This window comes from Dolichospermum sp. UHCC 0352, from assembly GCF_009711925.1.
In the GTDB taxonomy this organism is placed as follows: Bacteria; Cyanobacteriota; Cyanobacteriia; order Cyanobacteriales; family Nostocaceae; genus Dolichospermum; species Dolichospermum lemmermannii.
Window position 1 is genome coordinate 1 of the sequence record NZ_VIKY01000112.1, and the last position, 17,620, is coordinate 17,620.

The window sequence follows — 17,620 nt, forward strand, 5'->3', positions numbered from 1 at the left end:
AAATTGAGAAGCATCAACAAGCGATCGCCCAAAAATCACGACTCACAGGAATAGAGATTGGCCTCAGTAAACCTTTAGCAGATATGTAATTGAGCCGTCTTTGCGCGAAACAAAAAATCTACTAATCTACTTATCAAGGGTTTTGACGTATTCTTTAAAAATTGGGGACAAATCAAATTGGGTTTTATTTGCTTTGATTTTGGTGATTAAATAGCGTTTTTGCAGGGATTCTAGAGCGTTAATAAAGTCTGTGGATGACCAGTTTAAGTTTTGCTTTAAGGTTTCCCTAACGACAGGTTCTTTAAATTTGCTTAATTCCAGGGCTAGTTGTTGTTCTAGAGGGGATAGTTTTGTGAATAGCTGTTTAAAATGCGATCGCATTTGATTGGTCAAAATGAGTTGGTTTTCTGCTAAAAATTCGGCAACACTATCATCAAAAAAATCTTTAATTAAGCTGGTCATGTCTTGAATATGTTTCGGATTACCTTGATATAGGTTAATGAGATGTGGCCAACTTTCTGGATCTTTCAAATTTTCGTTTTCAAGAATTTCTGTATTATTTAATCCTGAAAGTTCTAAGCATTTGATAGGATATAATTCTTTATCTAAACAGTGCATTTCTGGACACTGTTTCTGACTGATTAAAATAATGGTGCTTTGATGCTGGCTTTCAGTGAGGGTTTTAAACCAGTTTTGATAATCGAGATATTGGGTTTGATATTGACCTGCTAATTCGCCACTGATAAAGAGATTTTGGATGTCGTCTAAAATAATTAGAGATTTTTTCTCGGTTAACAGTGCAGAAACTTGTTTGATTTTATCGCTGATATTATCTTGAGGTTCTTGATGGCAAGTGATTAATATTTCATTAAGTGATGATTCTAGAGTGTTAGGAAATTTGAGATTTTTCCAGATAATAATTTGGAATTTTTCGAGATTTAAGTCAACAAATTTTTTAATAAGAGTAGTTTTACCAATACCCGATAAACCTAAGACGGAAATTAAGCGAATATTTTGATTTAATATCCAATTCGAGAGAGTTTTTAGTTCAGTTATTCTATTATAAAAATGAATAATTTGAGGAGCAAAAGTTAAATCGTAATAGTTCTTATTTTTATCATCTTCTTGTCGGTGATTATCTTGATTTTCTTTAGTGCAAATATTAAAACTATTACTGCTATTTGTATTATGACTCTGTATAGTAATTGGCGATTGAGCTAATCGTAATCTTTCCATAGTAGAACGAAAATTCAGTTTATTAATATCCTCTCCTAATAGTTCTGATAAAAGCTGCCATAACGGATAACCCACATCTGCTACATGATTTTTTGTTGCATGGTGTTCTTGGGCAATATTTTCGTAGGTTTGTCGTTGCCAAGTTCCTTCTATCACAGCCTTTTGAAGATCGTCTAGACCTTTGCCCCTTTTCTCCACTACTAGGCGATCGACAAATTGTAACACCTCATTTACATTCATTAACCTTTACCAAACAAGAGTTTTACAAATTGTACCAAGTTTTGATCCGATCTTTTCCGTTTTTTTATTGAGTTTTTGTAACAAAAGTCCCGTATAAATCCGTTTTCCTGGGGGTTGTTAAACCTACGAAGGCTTTGTTATGCTCATTTGTAACTCAGCGAAATGACTGTAGCTATATAAATCGCTGACAATTCTAACAGGAATGAAATAGAGGTTCCCAGCTATGCGGCTGAAAAGATGGCTCAGATTTTGAGTCAAGTTGGTATCAGGTACTTCGGGGGGTAGGTAGTATGTATCTCTTATAAATCTATATTTATCATTCATATTTGGAGATTTGATTATGATGTCAGATAATGAGCCTAATTTTGAGAAAATAGCTGAGAATATAGGGAAAATCAAAGATTTTGTCAAAAGTTTGGCAAGAGAACAGATATACGGCATGATGGATACCTTGAAAGAAGGTGAGCTTGCTTCTGATAGTAGTGTATTTACTTATATTGAGGCTTTGGAATACGCTGTAGATATAAAGCTGAAATATCCTAATGTAAAGTCAACCTTGCTCAAGCTTGATCGTTCATCCAAAGGATTGGTGATAACTCAGATTTTTATAGACAATGATGAAGAACTTGTCCCTAAAAAAAGAGGTTATTTAGGCAGAAAAGTCACTGCTAAAAAACTTGACGAGGAATTGGATGAAATTTTTGGCAACGAGGATAGTGTTGTGATTGATTTACCACAAAGATAAATAAGGAGTATTTACTATGTTGTTTGGTGGATTAGAGTTTGTACTATTGGGTCTCTTATTTGGAGCAGCCATAGCTTTGGCTATTATCACTATTGTTGCTGTTATGGAGATCGTCTTTGAATATTGGAATGACCTTGATGATGAAGTTGTCATAGTTCCGCCTGAAGCTAGTTTAGAATTAGAAAGAATTGCTAAAGAAAAGGGTAGTAAGAAACACAAGAGATTTGTATACAACCCAGCAACAAAGGAAGCTTTATTCATTGAAAGTGACTCGATAGCAGATGAACTTAGAGACGAGGATGATGTAGTTTTTGTCTCAATTAGATGAGGCTGAGTAAAAGTGAATTGGCAACTGTGTAACACTTTATGTATGAGAGTAGTCCTACATAAAGTTAAGAAAATAGAAATTATTAAGGGCTACTTTTTATTGTCAATACAAAAATTTAGGGGACAACATGGAAGGCGAAATTATACTTCAGAATATACCAAACGCCACTAAAAATGAAAGAGATTTTCTTGTTTTAAAAACCAGAATATATACAGCTTGGCAAAACTACTTAGAAAAAATAGGAAAAGAAAGTTTATCTTTAATTGTTTCCTCAAGTGTAGATTTAAACCCTGCCAAAACTCCGAGCAAAAATAATAACAATGCGTCTGCCAGTAAAGCAAATTCTATTTCCCTAGAGGAAAGAGCGGAGCAATATCGTAGCGAAAAGCCAAATTTTTCAATGGAACAATTAGTCGTTCCTGAATCAGTTAAGGAAGAACTACTGATATATAGCAAGATTTCAGCCCTTGAAAAATTAGTGTTTGATGAGTGGGGATTAAGAAATATACAACCATTTCCTTACTCTGCACTTAATTTCTATGGTTCACCCGGCACAGGAAAAACTTTGGCTGCACACGCAGTGGCTTCTTACTTAGAGAGAAATATTTTACTGGTCAGTTATGCTCAGATTGAAAGTATGTATCATGGAGAGGGTCCCAAAAACGTTGAAGCTCTTTTTTATGCAGCAGAACGTGATAAAGCTGTCCTTTTCATTGATGAATCAGATTCCTTGCTATCTAAAAGATTGACTAATGTAACTCAAGGATCTGAGCAGGCAATAAACTCTATGCGTAGTCAGTTACTAATTTCACTAGAGAGATTTAGAGGAATTGTTGTTTTTGCCACAAATCTAGTTGAGAACTATGATCCTGCATTTGAGACTAGAGTTCGTAATATATTTTTTCCAATGCCAGATCAAACTTGTAGGAATCTCATCTGGCAGAACCTTCTGCCAAAAAACTTGCCACTTCTAGAAGATGTATCTACCGAGAAACTTGCTGAAATAGATGAAGTCTGTGGTAGGGATATACGTAATGCGATTATTGATTCAGCCTTAAAAGTTGCCATGAATAACGGTAGCGGAATAGGTTATCGGGATCTTTCAAATGCGTTAGATGCTGTTAAGAAACGACGAGTCAAGCCTAATACTACTGTACATAAGTTAAATGAAGAAGAAAAACGAGCGGTAAGTCTTGCAATAGCTAATAATGCTCAAGAAATCCCATATAATTAGTGCGATCGCTCTTCTAGGTTGGATTCACTAAAGTGCGATCGCCATTCATGTAGTCGCTGTAAGGTGCGTTGTTTAACGCGCCTTTTTGCTTTTAATTATGATTAGTTTGTAATTATTATGCGTTACGCTAACATATCCTACTATTGCTAATTTACATATCTATTCATCTAAAAGTTAAAATTTTAAAGGTACTTTTCAGTAAACATCATCCCTAACAAAATCCGACGGACTTAAAATTGGTAATATTCCCCGATAAGGATGAAGAATCAACAAATCTTGATCACCTGTAATTGGCGTTGCAGATTCTTAGAGGAAACGGAACTCAAGTTACCATTTTATCATCTATGGTTGGGGTATTCAGTTTGCACACAGAAAGACGCTGAAGACGTTTATTATCTGCTCAAAACCCCTGCGAAGATTCGGTTTCTCAGTTGTGAACCGGTTCTGGAAGACATTGATTTATCAGAATGGTTAAGCGAGTTCATTGGTGCGGGTATCTGTGATGGTTGCGGAAAGGAAAAAAGTCAACTATACGGTGTTGATGCTTATCCTGTATGTGGTGCGGCGATTCGTAAATCTCAGTGGCTGTGAGAGGTGTCCACATTGTTAAAACGAGTAGAGTCAGCTTTAGGGTCGCAACCTACGATCATGATGCGTTGACCCATTTCAGCCATAGCGGCTAAAGTATTTTGAGAAGTGGTAGATTTACCGATACCGCCCTTGCCGTAGAAAGCTATCTGTCTAATTTTTTCTTCAGTCATTGTTCGTGTTTCCTAGAATTAGTTAATTGGTGGTTTTGTCTGGTTCTCACGGCCAAAGTTCTACGGCGGTGAGCATTTGTAGAACGTCGCTATCTATGGAGGCGATCGCTCTACAGAAAATCGAGTGGTGTTCATAGTATTTATGAGGTTGTAAGGATTTTTTTCTTTTTCCGTTGTAGGGGTTTACACCGTAAACCCTTACTATTAGCTGTTGTTTACTAAACTGCTTCAACAATGATTTCTTTGCTGATGCGATCGCGTAATCTCGCTTCAATCGCAATCTTTAAAGTAGCAGTGCTACTAGAACATGAACCGCAAGCACCTTTAAGAATGACTTTAATCTTATCGCCTTCGACATCATAAAGTTCTACATCTCCCCCATCGGCGATTAAAACGGGTCGGACTTCTTCATCTAATACTTTTTGAATCAGAGCAATTTTTTGAACTGTAGTTAATGGTTTTTGTGGCTCTGAACTAGGAATTTCTGTTTTAGCTTTCGCCTTGTAGCTGTAGAGATTTTTGTTGGCGGCTTCCTGCTTTACTTCTCTTATTATATCATCAATCTTCGTTAAACAAGAACCGCATCCGCCACCAGCTTTTACATAATTTGTTACTTGCTCTGCACTGAAGAGATTGTTTTGTGCAACTGCTTTCTTTATCTTAGCATCAGTTATTCCGAAACAGCTACAGATGAGGACACCTTCTTCATCGTCATGTGCCTCTAGAGGAATGCCACGATAATTATAAATCGCAGCTTCTAGAGCCTCTTGACCCATAACAGAACAGTGCATTTTCGCTTCAGGTAAACCACCTAAATAATCAGCAATTTCCTTATTTGTCACACCCAAAGCTTCATCTAAAGTCAAACCTTTGACCATTTCAGTTAAAGCGCTTGAAGATGCGATCGCACTGGTACAACCAAAAGTTTGAAACCGAGCATCGAGAATTTTATCTGTTGCTTCTTCAACTTTCAAATGTAATCTTAAAGCATCACCACAAGCAATACTTCCCACTTCACCAGTTGCCAGTTTCACACCAGCTTCGCCAGTTTCTTCAATAGCACCCTGGTTTTTGGGATCGTAAAATAACTCTAATACTTTATCAGTGTAGTCCCACATAGTTAATTTTAGATTTTGGATTTTAGATCGGTGATTCGTAATTTTTGATTAGTCAGCAGTCAGTTTTTACTTGCTACTGACCACTGACTAATGACTAATGTACCGGCGAAGCATTCGGAGAAAAGCCTTTGGGAGAAACCGATAATTGATCGCCCGAATGCTTCGCCCCTACGGATTGTTGTTGTAACCAATCGGCGTTATCATTTTTGAAGGGAGATAAAGCTCGGAGACGGTCAACAATTTCCGGCATTACTGCTATTACTTGATCAATTTCAGCTTCGGTTGTGTAGCGAGAAAGACTGAAGCGAATTGAGCCATGTAAAGTAGTGTAGGGTAAACCCATTGCCCGTAAAACATGAGAAGGTTCAAGAGAACCAGAAGTACAAGCAGAACCAGAAGAAGCACAAATACCGTACTTATTTAAAGAGAGCAAAATTGCCTCACCTTCAATATATTTGAACCCGATATTTGTAGTATTTGGTAATCTATGTTTGATATCACCATTTACTTCACAGTCAGGAATTTTGGATAGAAGAGATTTCTCTAAATAATCGCGCAACTTTGTTAATCTCTGAGATACTTCTTCTAAATGTAACAGTTCTAATTCCGCAGCTTTGCCAAGAGCAATAATTCCCGGAACGTTCTCTGTACCGCCTCTGCGTCCTCGTTCTTGATGTCCACCAACTAAGAGAGGACGGAAACGAACCCCACGTCTCACATACAAAGCACCAATACCTTTAGGAGCATGAATTTTGTGACCAGATATAGTTAACATATCTATGGTGCTGGTCTTCATATTCAAGGGTATTTTGCCTACCGCTTGCACTGCATCAACGTGGAAGAGAGCGCCGTATTCCTTAACCATAGCACCAATTTCTTCAATTGGAAATATCGTGCCGGTTTCATTGTTGGCATACATCATTGTTACCAAAGCAGTATTACCAGTTAGAGCAGCTTCTAACTCACTCAAATCCATTTGTCCATGAGAATCTACCGACAAATAGGTAACTTGATAACCTTTAGATTCTAATTGTTTGCAGACATTTAAAACTGCCGGATGTTCTACTTGGGAAGTGATGATATGACGTTTTTCAGGTTGAGCTAATAAAGCAGCATGAATAGCAGCATTATCGCCCTCAGTTCCGCAACTGGTAAAAACAATTTCTGATTCGTCTGCTCCCAGTAAAGCAGCAACTTGTTCTCTAGCTATTTTTACAGCCTTCCCAAGTTGTCCACCAAAAGTGTGCATACTAGAAGGATTAGCATAATAGTCCGTCAAATAAGGCATCATTGCCTCAACAACTTGAGGATCTATTTTAGTGGTGGCATTATTATCAAGATAGATACAATTATTTTGCATGATTTTCCATATAAAAGTATAAAGTAGGGGCGAAGCATTCGGGCGATAAATTATCGGTTTTGTCAAAGACTATTTTCCCAATGCTTCGCCCTTACAGGGGCGATAAATTATCGGTTTTGTCCAAGACTATTTTCTGAATGCTTCGCCCTTACAGGGGCGATAAATTATCGGTTTTGTCGAAGACTATTTTCCCAATGCTTCGCCCTTACAGGAGTCAGAAATTCAGAAGGAAGATAAATATAAATATTCTCTATTTCCTATTTCCTCTTAACTGTTACCTGTCACCTATATAACTATTGGTCCTTGATGCTTTTGCAATTGTTGGGCAATCTTTTGGGAATAAGATTTATACCAATTCTCCCAATAGTCTTGCTTATTGGTTAACTTTGCTCTCACACGGTTGTAAGTAGCAAACCAACTTTCCCAATAATCACTAGGTTGTTTAACGCAACCATCAACAGTAGGACAACTGGCTTTACATTGAGGTACGGTGTGAATACTACCAGCGCAATTTGTGCAAAGTTCCGAGTCAATCCAGTAATTACCGTCAACTTCTTGAATTGCACCGGTAGGACAAACAGATAAACACAACTTGCAGGAAATACACTGGCTAGTAATTTCGTAAGCCATGATTATTTACCTTTGTGGGAATTGGTGAAGAGGTAATAGGTGATTGGTAATTGGTGATTGGTGATTGGAACATATTACCCATTCCTATTACCCATTACCTATTACCCATTACCCATTAGCCTTAACATATTGCTCGTAAAATTCTAAAGCAACCTTTTCAATTACGTCATAGGCTTCAACAGTTTGGATTCCTGCTGCTTCTAGTTTTTCCTTGGGACAATTGCCTATTTTCGATACCAAGACTGCTTTACAATCTGCAATTGATTTCATTATATTGTCTGCGGTAGCTGCTTCGCTGTAACCACCTTGACAATATTGATCAATCTTGCGGTGACTAACAAAACGAACTTCATTACCATCAACTTCATAAACTTGAAATTCTTTGGCGTGTCCGAAATGTTGGTTAACTAATCCACCACCTTTTGTTGCTACTGCAATCAAGATTTTAGGACTATTAGCAGATTTTTTGCCAGTTGATGCTTTATCTTTTGCAGCCTTAATTTCTTCTCTAAATTTCTCAATCCCTTCGTGAACTTCTTGACGAGTTTCAAAGTTATATTCTGGAGCCATTTCCATGAACTTATCTTTAGTAAATTCTTGGCTACGATCTTCTCCTAATAATCCTACCGCATCGGCTCGACACTGGCGACAGTGGCGCATCATTTTCATGTTACCAGAACAGCTATCTTGAACTTCTTTCAGTTCTTTTCCTGTTGGTCCACGTTGACCAGTTAAACCGAAATGTGTACCATGTTCTGGTGCAGAAATGAGCGGCATAATGTTGTGTAAGAATGCTCCTCTTTCACGAATAGCCTTATTAACTTCTACCAAATGTTTGTCATTAATTCCGGGAATCATTACGGAATTAACTTTGCATAAGATATCAGCTTCTTTGAGAGCTTGCAATCCTTCCAATTGTTTTTCTAGAAGAATTTTTGCCCCTTCAATCCCTCTGTAACGTTTGCGTTTATAGTGAACCCAAGAATAGATTTCTGCACCTATTTCGGGGTCAATGGTATTAAGGGTGATAGTAACGTGATCTATATTTAATTGCTTGATGCGATCAATATGTTCTGTCAGCATCAAACCGTTAGTAGATAAGCACAATTTAATATCTGGTGCTTTATCGGCAATTAATTCAAAAGTCCGAAAAGTTTTTTCTGGATTAGCCAAAGGATCACCAGGACCAGCAACTCCCAACACAGTCATTTGAGGAATTTTTCCGGCAATTACTAACACTTTATGGGCAGCTTCTTCCGGTGTGAGTAATTCACTCACTACTCCAGGACGACTTTCGTTAGCGCAATCATACTTGCGGTTACAATAGTTACATTGAATATTACAAGCTGGAGCAACGGCAACGTGCATCCGTGCATAGTGATGATGAGCCTCTTCACTATAGCAGGGGTGTTTAGAAATGCGTTCTATGAGTTTTTCATCCATTTCTGGAGTTGTGGTGCTGTCGCAACCGCAAGCAGCAGATGTAGCAGGGGCGATAATGGCATTCTCAAAGTCGGAGGTGAGAATATCTGTAGCAGGTAGTGTCATTGAATTTCGCTGTTGGAGGTGGACTTGAGAGCCACTGTGGGAGATGCTTTTACTACTGCCAATATCTAAATTATTTTAGACATGGTGCTAATCTCATCCCTCCACTCACTTTTGACTGCTAACTTGGTTTTGTTAAGGAGCGTTAAGTGATTGGCGATAAATGATTTATAGCAGCCCTTTTTTTTGCCCCCCTTCGTTGACAGGGGATAGAACTTATTGGATTTATTATGTTTGTACTCAAATCCTTAAATCCTTGCATTGCAACGATACAAAAATTAAAAAAGATTTTTTCGGGTAGGGGTACGAGTATTTATAGTGAGGGGTACGAGTATTTATCATGAGGGGTTCAGGATTTCTTTGTACTCATCTCCAAGTCAATACCTGTAAGGATTTCAGCTATCTTTTTATTGGGTTTTCTTGATATTCGACTGTACTCAACTTTTCGGCAAATTATCCTGAAAACTCTTGTTTATCAGGGATTTGAGGATAAAAAACTGGAGTAAGACTAATCCGACTACTCCAGATCCGAGCGAAATTCAATTCTGTATACAACCTATCATTTTTTTTCGGGTAAAAATGCAATTTATATTTTTTTAATTTTTCGATTATTAATGATATAAATTGTAGCTGTACATCTTGCTGTATAAGGAATATACCTTTGCTATATCATCTATATTAATGCAGATAATTTGCAAAAGATTTAATTTTTTGATCATTATTTATTGGTGATTAGTTATAATTTTGTTAGCCATAAACTTTCGATTATTACTACTATATATATATAGTGAACAAACCAAATTAGGGAAAATGTGATGAAAGCTGTTATTATCCATATAGATATAAAAGGTGTGAAACTTCTGTTCAATGAGCCTGTTTCTGCCAGAAAAGTTGTAAACTGAATAATAAACAGATTTGATATACATTACTAACTAAGCGTAATTCCCAATGACCACTAAACGCCATTACCACATTATTACCTTCGGTTGCCAAATGAATAAGGCCGACTCTGAGCGCATGGCTGGCATCTTAGAGGACATGGGCTTTGAGTGGTCAGAAGACCCAAATCAGGCAGATTTAATCCTTTACAACACCTGCACCATTCGGGATAATGCGGAACAAAAGGTATATTCTTATTTAGGTAGACAGGCCAAACGCAAGCAAGAAGAACCTGATTTAACTTTGATTGTTGCTGGTTGTGTTGCCCAACAAGAAGGGGCAGCTTTACTGCGACGGGTGCCAGAATTAGATTTAGTCATGGGACCCCAACACGCTAACCGTCTGAAAGATTTGCTAGAGTCGGTTTTTGCAGGTAATCAAGTTGTCGCTACTGAAGAAGTTCACATTTTTGAAGATATCACCCAACCGCGTCGGGATAGTCAAGTCACAGCTTGGGTAAATATCATTTATGGCTGTAACGAACGTTGTACTTATTGTGTAGTTCCTAACGTCCGTGGTGTGGAACAGTCTCGCACACCAGAAGCGGTTAGATCCGAAATTGAACAGTTAGCGAGACAAGGGTACAAAGAGATTACGCTCTTGGGTCAAAATATTGACGCTTATGGACGAGATTTACCCGGTTCTACTCCCGAAGGTCGTCACCTGCACACATTGACAGATTTACTTTATTATGTACATGATGTACCGGGCATTGAACGCATTAGATTTGCCACGAGTCATCCGCGTTATTTTACAGAAAGATTAATTAAAGCTTGTGCAGATTTGCCCAAGGTATGCGAACATTTCCATATTCCCTTTCAGTCTGGTGACAATGAGCTTTTAAAAGCTATGTCACGGGGTTATACACACGAAAAATATCGCCGGATTATTGATACTATTAGAGGATATATGCCAGATGCGTCAATTAGTGCTGATGCGATTGTGGGTTTTCCCGGTGAGACAGAAACACAGTTTGAAAATACTTTGAAATTGGTGGAAGATATCGGTTTTGATTTAGTGAATACTGCGGCTTATTCACCCCGTCCTGGCACACCTGCGGCTTTGTGGGATAATCAACTCAGTGAAGAGGTAAAAAGCGATCGCTTGCAAAGATTGAATCATTTAGTTAATATTAAGGCAGCCGAGCGATCGCAACGTTACTTTGGCCGCATTGAAGAAGTATTAGTAGAAGCGCAAAACACCAAAGACACAAATCAAGTCATGGGAAGAACCGGCGGAAATCGGCTTACGTTCTTTACTGGTAATATTAATGAACTTAAAGGACAAATAGTCAAAGTCAAAATTACCGAAGTTCGGGCTTTTAGTTTAACTGGAGAAGCAGTAGAAGTTCGTCAACCAGTGACAGTTTAAAAAAAATACAGGAGTATGGTGTCAGCTATACTCCCCGTCCGTAATCTCAGGCAAAAAACCTGAAAAACGACTTTGCATGGGGCGTTATGCTTCGCTAACATACCCTAACAGGTAGATTTTAATATTTCTAACTCCTCTCTCACAGATAATGATTGATAACCCAAAGCAAAAGCCTGGGAACTATCTAAAGAAACATCTTTTGGCCTTGGTGCTGCCATTTTCACATCTGCCTGCAAACAGGATTTTAATTTATCATTTGGAAGTTGTAAGATTTCAACTAATATTTTCCCAAATTCATAACGGGAAATTCTCTCTTTTCCACCTAAATGAATGATCCCATTAACCTTTTCTAAAGCTAATAATAACCCTTTCGCGGCTGTATTTGCACTAACCGGAGTGCGAAATTCATCTATAAATAAACTTAGTTCTTTTCCGTCTTTCAATATTTGGATAAATTGCTGAATAAAGCTTTTAGCTGTGGGTGTTTCCCTGCCAAACATTAACGGCATTCGACAAATAGCCGCTTGGGGATATACTTTTAATATACCTGCTTCAGCTTCGACTTTTTGTTCACCGTAAATATTAACAGGTGATACTTGATCTATTTCTTGATAAGGTGCATTTAAACCATCAAAAACTAAATCGGTAGAGGTAAAAGCTAAAGGTAAAGAATTATCAGCACAAAGTCCCGCAATATCACAAGAGGCTGTAACATTGATTTTATAAGATTCCTGGGAATGAAGTTGACAATAATTTGGTTGCGATTGGGCAGCAGTGTGAATTACTGCATCCGGTTTGATATCATTAAATATCCCTTTTAATTCCTGAAAGTCTGTTAAATTAACTTTCACCATTTTCATATCAGGTATTTCTAGAAAATGGGTATGATATGTACCATAAACTTCCCATCCTAGCTGCGCTAATTGACAAAGATGCCAACCTAGAAATCCACTAACACCTGTAATTAAAAGTTTTTTCATATATCATATATATTTGATTCTCAACTACAATAACTTGATTTCTCTCCGTGCCTCTGCGCCTCTGCGTGAGAAAGAAAAATGTAATTAATTCACCCAAAAATAGCTGTAATTCAATCTCACGCAAAAAACCCCAAAAACAACTTTGCGCCTTTGCGTGAGAATCATTGGTGTCAACTTAACGCAAAATCTTCATCCCGCAAGAAACTCAAGTTCCTTGCTAATAGCGAAAGTCATCTAAAAGATGACTAAATACTAGGAAAATTTATTAGTCCGTTTTAACGGACTTGAGCTATGAGACAGGGAATTTATTCCCTGGCGGGTGTGGAAGCTAAACAAATAAGCCACTTGTACTGAGCTTGTCGAAGTATCTGTAACCTAAGTTGACACCAATGCGTGAGAATATCTGACTACAGAGTTTGGAAATAAGCCTCCAAAGCCTCATGTACCAAATCAGTCATCGGTCGTTCTTGTTTTTCCGCCGTTTCCTTGAGTTGCGCGTAAAAATCATCCCGCAGACTGATGCGGTGACGGGACTTACCGCTGCTAGTAGGATCTCCTGGTGTGTAATCAGCCACAAATTCCCTAATTGCATCAAAACCCAATCTGTCGCAAAAATCCCCAAAACTTTCTTTCGGTGTCCGCGACTTTTTAAAGAAGACAAAAATCGGTTCTAGAAAACTTTCAAGATCATTGTGGTGCAGTCTTTCCACAAAAGGTTGCGCTAACCGAGTTTGATTTGGTGAACCACCCAACCATACTTGATAAGACTCCACAGCGCTACCCACCAAACCCAATTCTGCCATATAAGGACGAGCGCAACCGTTAGGGCAACCGGTCATCCTCACCACAAAATGCTGATTTTGTAAACCTAATTTATCTAATAAAGCCCGAATTCGTTCTAAAATTCCAGGAATGGCTCTTTCCGATTCTGTGATTGCTAAACCGCAAGTAGGTAAAGCCGGACAAGCCATAGCATAGCGGGTTAATGCTGCTATTTGGCTAGGATCAGCAACAACGCCACATTTATCCAGAATCTCTTGAATTGCTGCTTTATCTTCTGGTGCAATATCGTAAAATAGCAGGTTTTGATTACCTGTGAGCCGAATAGGCAGATTAAATTGCTCAACAATTGTCCGCAAAGCGGTTTTTAGTTGGAATGTTCCGTCATCTTTCACACGCCCGTTATCAATGGAAATACCCAAAAATAGTTTACCATCGCCTTGTTCATTCCAGCCCAAGAAGTCCTTATATTTAAACTGGATCAGAGGTTTAAAAGGTTCGAGTTTTTTGCCAAGGTATTCTTCTACCTGAGTGCGGAATTTATCTACACCCCAATCATTAATTAAGTATTTTAACCTCGCGTGTCGTCTGTCCGTGCGATCGCCATAATCTCGTTGTGTCGCAACTATAGCTTTTACAAGATTATATACATCAGCTTTGGCTACATAGCCAATGGGGTCAGCGGCTCTGGCAAAGGTTTCTTCTTTATTATGGGTTCTCCCCAGACCACCACCAGCAAAAATATTAAATCCTGCTAATGCGCCTTTTTTATTGGTAATCACTACCAACGTCAAATCTTGGGAATATAAATCAACGGAATTATCTCCCGGAACTGTGACGCAAATTTTAAATTTGCGGGGCATATAGTGAGTTCCATAGATGGGTTCTACGGAATCATGAAGAATAGTACCATTACCGTTGGTTTGTCGGGCTGCTTTGACATCTGGATGTTCTTGAGCGCTAATGGCTTTTTCCCCATCTAACCAAATTTCATAATAAGCACCGGTTTGGGGAGAAAGTAAATCAGCGATATTTTGGGCATATTCCCAAGCATACTGATATTCTGAGCGATTTTTAAAGGGGGCTGGAGGAGCCATAACGTTGCGGTTAATGTCACCACAAGCGCCCAAAGTTGAACCGAGATTTTCGACAATTGTAGCGATCGCCGCTTTCAGGTTCTTTTTTAAGATACCATGTAGCTGAAAGCCTTGGCGAGTAGTAGCTCTGAGGGTATGATTACCATATTCATCAGCCAGTTTGTCCAAAGCCAAATAAAGCTCAGGGGGTACTAAACCACCGGGATTTTTTGTCCGCAGCATCATTTGGTAATCTTTTTCCTGACCCTTGATGCGGTTATCACGGTTATCCTGTTGATAAGAACCGTGAAACTTGAGAATCTGAATTGCGTCTTCACTAAAGTGGGTAGTGTCCTCAAGGATTTCCGTGGCTACAGGTTCACGTAAAAAATTACTATTTTCTTTGATACCTTCGACTTTGGAAGGCTGACGATTGGTCGTAGGAGAAGCAGCAGTGTTAACCATTACGGTAGATACGTTTCTGAATAAAGCGGTAGACAAAATTAAAATTAAGCAATTAATAGCACCTATTTGGCTAAATAAACTACTTAAAATCAGTCGGAATTATGAATATTATTTTGATTTTAACATGGTCAGAGGCCACCTTGATCAAGCGGCGGTTAGAGTAGCTAACTACTCCAACCAGCAAATATTCGCATTGCCTTAGACCAAAGACAATGAGTAGACTTGACCATCAATCAACAGTCGCGTAATCCCTTTAGCTTGTAAATGGCTACTAGCTTTATGGAGCATTTGACTATCGGGAACTTTAATCACGCGATCGCGCTTAGTAGAAAAGCGTTTAGCTACACGATGGTTATCAAAAATTGGCAGTGTTTTCTGTTGATTTTCCAAACTAGGAATGAGACCCAAATCACCAAAATCCTTGAGTGGCCGGGTAATTAACTCCGCAGAACGATCAATTACCAAATAGCAAGTTTTCGGTAAATTAGCGACTGACAATGGTAAAACTTGTACAGATACTTCCCCATTTCCCCGTCTAGTAACTAGGGGTTTTGGAGCTTCATAGTCTTCGTCCTCAAAGTCCTCCTCATCCTCATACAAATCATCATCTAAATCGTCATCTTCTAAATCATCAGGTTCATCCAACAAATCTTCATCGAGAATTTCCGCAAACAGACTCGGCTGTGAATATCGAGTTTCTACCTCTATCTTTGGTTTGGGGACAATGGGCGTTTCCGTTGGCTTGTGTCTAACAATTTCCAGTTCTTTGACAATAGGAGTTTCCTTGATAACAGGAAGCTTGGGTTTTTCCACTGCTGAGGAGCGTGTTTTCACCCGTCTATTAGCCGGAATCGGTTGATCAAAATCAAAATCATTCTCTGGTTCTGGTTTTGGTAATGCTTCTGCTTCTATTGTGGGCTTTTCTACTTTTGGGTTCAATAACTCCCCACCACTGCTGACGCTGCTAGAAGCCTCTACTAGCAATGGTGGTTGGGTCAACAGCGGTAACTGCTCATAACTTACCTGCGCTCTGCCTTCAGGGGTTCTAGCAGCACGTTTTAAAGAGACGAGAAATTCGTACTCTTCTTCTGGTAAGGTACTTTTAAGCAGACGGCTAATTGTAGAGTTACTCACACCATAGCGTTCTGCTAAAGTCGAGGTTGTTTCCGCAGTTTCTCGATATAGCTTGAGAATTTCTTGTTTGTCAGAATCTGTTAATTTTCTCACGGTAGACACCAAAATTTGTTAAGTTCGTTTGCGTCCACGGTCTCGGCCTTTAAGACTCAATGATGCGTCATATTCTAGAACAGCACCCAGACCGAATAACACTCCACTAAACACCCAGAATACTTCTAGTATGTCTCCACTTTGATAATTAGGTCATTGGGCGAATTTAAACCACATATCTGCATATCTGCAATGTAGAGCGAAAATGCGGCTGCGGCAATCATTCGCCAAGACAAGGAGACTTTACGTCCCCAAAAAGCCAGCAGCATAGTTGTGGCAATAATTAATAATGCCACATCGCTAACTATGTAAAACAAGTTGAGAAAAAAGGCTATCTGTTCAGTTGATGTTTGCTCTTTTTGAGCAATCAACCAAGGGAGAAAACTGCCTAATCCGCCAACTGCTGCTACAATTAGCCATTGCCATGGGTCTAGATGAATGCGGCGAGAAAGCAAGGCTAAAGCCATACCAGTCCCTAAACATAAATATGTGAGGACAAAAAATATATCAGCAATAGATACATCTGGCTCTTGTTTTAGGACGATTTCTATATAGCCGAAAACGAGTCCACCTATAAAATAAGCAAACATTCCTAACCCGATTGAGAGCCAGACTTTTCCACTACTAACCATTTGGGTACTCCGCCAGTTCCTCCAGCATAAGAGACTTGCACCCAAATAAGCCACAGCTTCAAAAATATTTGTACCAATTACATACCACTGGGCGCGAACTTCTATTCCTGCTTGCTCTGGGTCAGAGATTTTGGCACTGAACAACAAAAAGTATAACAATGCTAAAACAGCCCAGCTAAAACAGCAAAGAACAAGGTTTTGAGTAGTTAAGTAGGTGGGCTTGAGATCAGATGAGTTGTCGTAAGATTTACTCATAGAGATTAACTATGTAAATGCTCTGAATGTAATATTGTTTACAAAATTGATGAAATAATTGGCATTTACGTACTTGTGTGATAGACAATAGCCAGTTAAAGGCAAGTGCCAGTTAAGAGTTGTTTTTTAACAAATCAATATCCACCTTAACGCCAAAGCTGATGAAGTGGAGATTTTTGTAACCAACTGATAAATAGTTCTTGGTGTCACCAAAGTATGTTTTTCCTAATCTGTGCAGTTCTTCTAAAAAAAGAATTACATGAGTTTCTTGCCAAGCTGGCATTTTACTCATCTGTGACAAATTCGCGGTTAGGAAAGATTTTACTGCATTTGCGGCAGATATATCGGGAAATTGATTTTTCTGTAATACCCCGGTTATCTCTGTGGCAAATAAACGGTTAAAAACATGAGTTTTTTCTGTTCCCTGCGATGCACTGAGCTTGTCGAAGTGTTGCCCGTTCCCTGTTCCCTCTGAATGAAATTAGGAAATTTTTAATTTTCTCTTGCTTATTTAGACAATTTTAGCTATGATTGTGAAGGCTTCATGGGTACGTAGCTCAGTTGGATAGAGCATCCGCCTTCTAAGCGGACGGTCACAGGTTCGAGTCCTGTCGTACCCATTAAAATTGGTATACATAGCTATTAATAACGCGCAAAGGTTATAGTTGTACAACAATAATTAATGACAGTTATATTTT

General features: G+C 38.7%; 17 protein-coding genes, 1 tRNA gene and 1 pseudogene. 7 read left to right on the top strand and 12 right to left on the bottom strand.

The genetic code is table 11. The features are described from left to right. Positions 1–126: 126 nt before the first annotated feature. The gene (locus FJR06_RS07380) at positions 127–1,476 is read right to left on the bottom strand and encodes an ATP-binding protein (protein WP_168651137.1); all 1,350 of its coding nucleotides are present in this window, start codon (positions 1,474–1,476) and stop codon (positions 127–129) included. A gap of 340 nt (positions 1,477–1,816) precedes the next feature. On the opposite strand from FJR06_RS07380, the gene FJR06_RS07385 reads away from it, so the two are divergent. The 4 genes from FJR06_RS07385 (at position 1,817) to FJR06_RS07405 (ending at position 4,374) form a co-directional block, all read left to right on the top strand. Further along, positions 1,817–2,221 (top strand): hypothetical protein, encoded by a 405-nt coding sequence (locus FJR06_RS07385; protein WP_168651138.1) that lies wholly within the window; start codon positions 1,817–1,819, stop codon positions 2,219–2,221. 16 nt (positions 2,222–2,237) lie between these two features. After that, on the top strand, positions 2,238–2,549 hold the full coding sequence (locus FJR06_RS07390) for a hypothetical protein (RefSeq protein ID WP_168651139.1): 312 nt from the start codon (positions 2,238–2,240) through the stop codon (positions 2,547–2,549). Positions 2,550–2,676: 127 nt separating this feature from the next. After that, entirely contained in the window at positions 2,677–3,783 is a 1,107-nt protein-coding gene (locus tag FJR06_RS07395) for an ATP-binding protein (RefSeq protein WP_168651140.1), read from the top strand. A gap of 258 nt (positions 3,784–4,041) precedes the next feature. Then, positions 4,042–4,374: a DUF5131 family protein gene (locus FJR06_RS07405; RefSeq protein ID WP_233467011.1), complete on the top strand. Its 333-nt coding sequence runs from the start codon at positions 4,042–4,044 to the stop codon at positions 4,372–4,374. On the opposite strand, the gene FJR06_RS07410 is transcribed toward FJR06_RS07405, so the two are convergent. From FJR06_RS07410 to nifB, 6 genes are all read right to left on the bottom strand, one after another. Then, positions 4,362–4,544: an AAA family ATPase gene (locus FJR06_RS07410; protein ID WP_256369489.1), complete on the bottom strand. Its 183-nt coding sequence runs from the start codon at positions 4,542–4,544 to the stop codon at positions 4,362–4,364. The two genes, FJR06_RS07405 and FJR06_RS07410, sit on opposite strands and share 13 nt — an antisense overlap. Before the next feature lie 46 nt (positions 4,545–4,590). Continuing rightward, entirely contained in the window at positions 4,591–4,779 is a 189-nt protein-coding gene (locus tag FJR06_RS07415; protein WP_217359765.1) for a hypothetical protein, read from the bottom strand. After that, entirely contained in the window at positions 4,763–5,662 is a 900-nt protein-coding gene (gene nifU, locus FJR06_RS07420) for a Fe-S cluster assembly protein NifU (RefSeq protein WP_015081226.1), read from the bottom strand. The genes FJR06_RS07415 and nifU overlap by 17 nt, the downstream gene beginning before the upstream one ends. Before the next feature lie 94 nt (positions 5,663–5,756). Beyond that, complete coding sequence (gene nifS, locus FJR06_RS07425) at positions 5,757–7,022, bottom strand: cysteine desulfurase NifS (protein WP_168651148.1); 1,266 nt, start codon at positions 7,020–7,022, stop codon at positions 5,757–5,759. Positions 7,023–7,307: 285 nt separating this feature from the next. Further along, positions 7,308–7,652, bottom strand: coding sequence for a DUF362 domain-containing protein (locus FJR06_RS07430; protein WP_015081224.1), 345 nt, complete (start codon positions 7,650–7,652; stop codon positions 7,308–7,310). A gap of 108 nt (positions 7,653–7,760) precedes the next feature. Further along, entirely contained in the window at positions 7,761–9,200 is a 1,440-nt protein-coding gene (nifB, locus tag FJR06_RS07435; RefSeq protein WP_015081223.1) for a nitrogenase cofactor biosynthesis protein NifB, read from the bottom strand. 945 nt (positions 9,201–10,145) lie between these two features. Between nifB and miaB the strand changes: the two genes are divergently transcribed. After that, the gene (gene miaB, locus FJR06_RS07440) at positions 10,146–11,507 is read left to right on the top strand and encodes a tRNA (N6-isopentenyl adenosine(37)-C2)-methylthiotransferase MiaB (protein WP_168651142.1); all 1,362 of its coding nucleotides are present in this window, start codon (positions 10,146–10,148) and stop codon (positions 11,505–11,507) included. Positions 11,508–11,611: 104 nt separating this feature from the next. Here miaB and FJR06_RS07445 read toward each other — a convergent pair whose 3' ends face one another. Both FJR06_RS07445 and sir read right to left on the bottom strand, forming a co-directional pair. Further along, positions 11,612–12,487: an NAD(P)-dependent oxidoreductase gene (locus FJR06_RS07445; protein ID WP_168651143.1), complete on the bottom strand. Its 876-nt coding sequence runs from the start codon at positions 12,485–12,487 to the stop codon at positions 11,612–11,614. A gap of 407 nt (positions 12,488–12,894) precedes the next feature. Next, on the bottom strand, positions 12,895–14,808 hold the full coding sequence (sir, locus tag FJR06_RS07450) for a sulfite reductase, ferredoxin dependent (RefSeq protein WP_015081220.1): 1,914 nt from the start codon (positions 14,806–14,808) through the stop codon (positions 12,895–12,897). Here sir and FJR06_RS07455 point away from each other — a divergent pair. Beyond that, the gene (locus tag FJR06_RS07455; RefSeq protein WP_041458115.1) at positions 14,798–15,010 is read left to right on the top strand and encodes a hypothetical protein; all 213 of its coding nucleotides are present in this window, start codon (positions 14,798–14,800) and stop codon (positions 15,008–15,010) included. The genes sir and FJR06_RS07455 overlap by 11 nt on opposite strands. Here the strand turns inward: FJR06_RS07455 and FJR06_RS07460 are convergent. From FJR06_RS07460 to FJR06_RS07470, 3 genes and pseudogenes are all read right to left on the bottom strand, one after another. After that, complete coding sequence (locus FJR06_RS07460) at positions 15,007–16,035, bottom strand: transposase (RefSeq protein WP_041458114.1); 1,029 nt, start codon at positions 16,033–16,035, stop codon at positions 15,007–15,009. The two genes, FJR06_RS07455 and FJR06_RS07460, sit on opposite strands and share 4 nt — an antisense overlap. Before the next feature lie 18 nt (positions 16,036–16,053). Then, a pseudogene (locus tag FJR06_RS07465) lies at positions 16,054–16,922 on the bottom strand (hypothetical protein). Between the two features lie 112 nt (positions 16,923–17,034). Then, positions 17,035–17,214: a hypothetical protein gene (locus FJR06_RS07470; RefSeq protein WP_148279071.1), complete on the bottom strand. Its 180-nt coding sequence runs from the start codon at positions 17,212–17,214 to the stop codon at positions 17,035–17,037. A gap of 254 nt (positions 17,215–17,468) precedes the next feature. Here FJR06_RS07470 and FJR06_RS07475 point away from each other — a divergent pair. Next, positions 17,469–17,542: transfer RNA gene (locus FJR06_RS07475), tRNA-Arg, on the top strand. Positions 17,543–17,620 lie beyond the last annotated feature (78 nt).

What these genes read in the sequence shown, in the direction of transcription:
- FJR06_RS07380 (WP_168651137.1), bottom strand. Translation starts at nt 1,476, where the DNA reads ATGAATGTAAATGAGGTGTTACAATTTGTCGATCGCCTAGTAGTGGAG.
- FJR06_RS07385 (WP_168651138.1), top strand. Translation starts at nt 1,817, where the DNA reads ATGATGTCAGATAATGAGCCTAATTTTGAGAAAATAGCTGAGAATATA.
- FJR06_RS07390 (WP_168651139.1), top strand. Translation starts at nt 2,238, where the DNA reads ATGTTGTTTGGTGGATTAGAGTTTGTACTATTGGGTCTCTTATTTGGA.
- FJR06_RS07395 (WP_168651140.1), top strand. Translation starts at nt 2,677, where the DNA reads ATGGAAGGCGAAATTATACTTCAGAATATACCAAACGCCACTAAAAAT.
- FJR06_RS07405 (WP_233467011.1), top strand. Translation starts at nt 4,042, where the DNA reads ATGAAGAATCAACAAATCTTGATCACCTGTAATTGGCGTTGCAGATTC.
- FJR06_RS07410 (WP_256369489.1), bottom strand. Translation starts at nt 4,544, where the DNA reads ATGACTGAAGAAAAAATTAGACAGATAGCTTTCTACGGCAAGGGCGGT.
- nifU (WP_015081226.1), bottom strand. Translation starts at nt 5,662, where the DNA reads ATGTGGGACTACACTGATAAAGTATTAGAGTTATTTTACGATCCCAAA.
- nifS (WP_168651148.1), bottom strand. Translation starts at nt 7,022, where the DNA reads ATGCAAAATAATTGTATCTATCTTGATAATAATGCCACCACTAAAATA.
- FJR06_RS07430 (WP_015081224.1), bottom strand. Translation starts at nt 7,652, where the DNA reads ATGGCTTACGAAATTACTAGCCAGTGTATTTCCTGCAAGTTGTGTTTA.
- nifB (WP_015081223.1), bottom strand. Translation starts at nt 9,200, where the DNA reads ATGACACTACCTGCTACAGATATTCTCACCTCCGACTTTGAGAATGCC.
- miaB (WP_168651142.1), top strand. Translation starts at nt 10,146, where the DNA reads ATGACCACTAAACGCCATTACCACATTATTACCTTCGGTTGCCAAATG.
- FJR06_RS07445 (WP_168651143.1), bottom strand. Translation starts at nt 12,487, where the DNA reads ATGAAAAAACTTTTAATTACAGGTGTTAGTGGATTTCTAGGTTGGCAT.
- sir (WP_015081220.1), bottom strand. Translation starts at nt 14,808, where the DNA reads ATGGTTAACACTGCTGCTTCTCCTACGACCAATCGTCAGCCTTCCAAA.
- FJR06_RS07470 (WP_148279071.1), bottom strand. Translation starts at nt 17,214, where the DNA reads ATGAGTAAAATGCCAGCTTGGCAAGAAACTCATGTAATTCTTTTTTTA.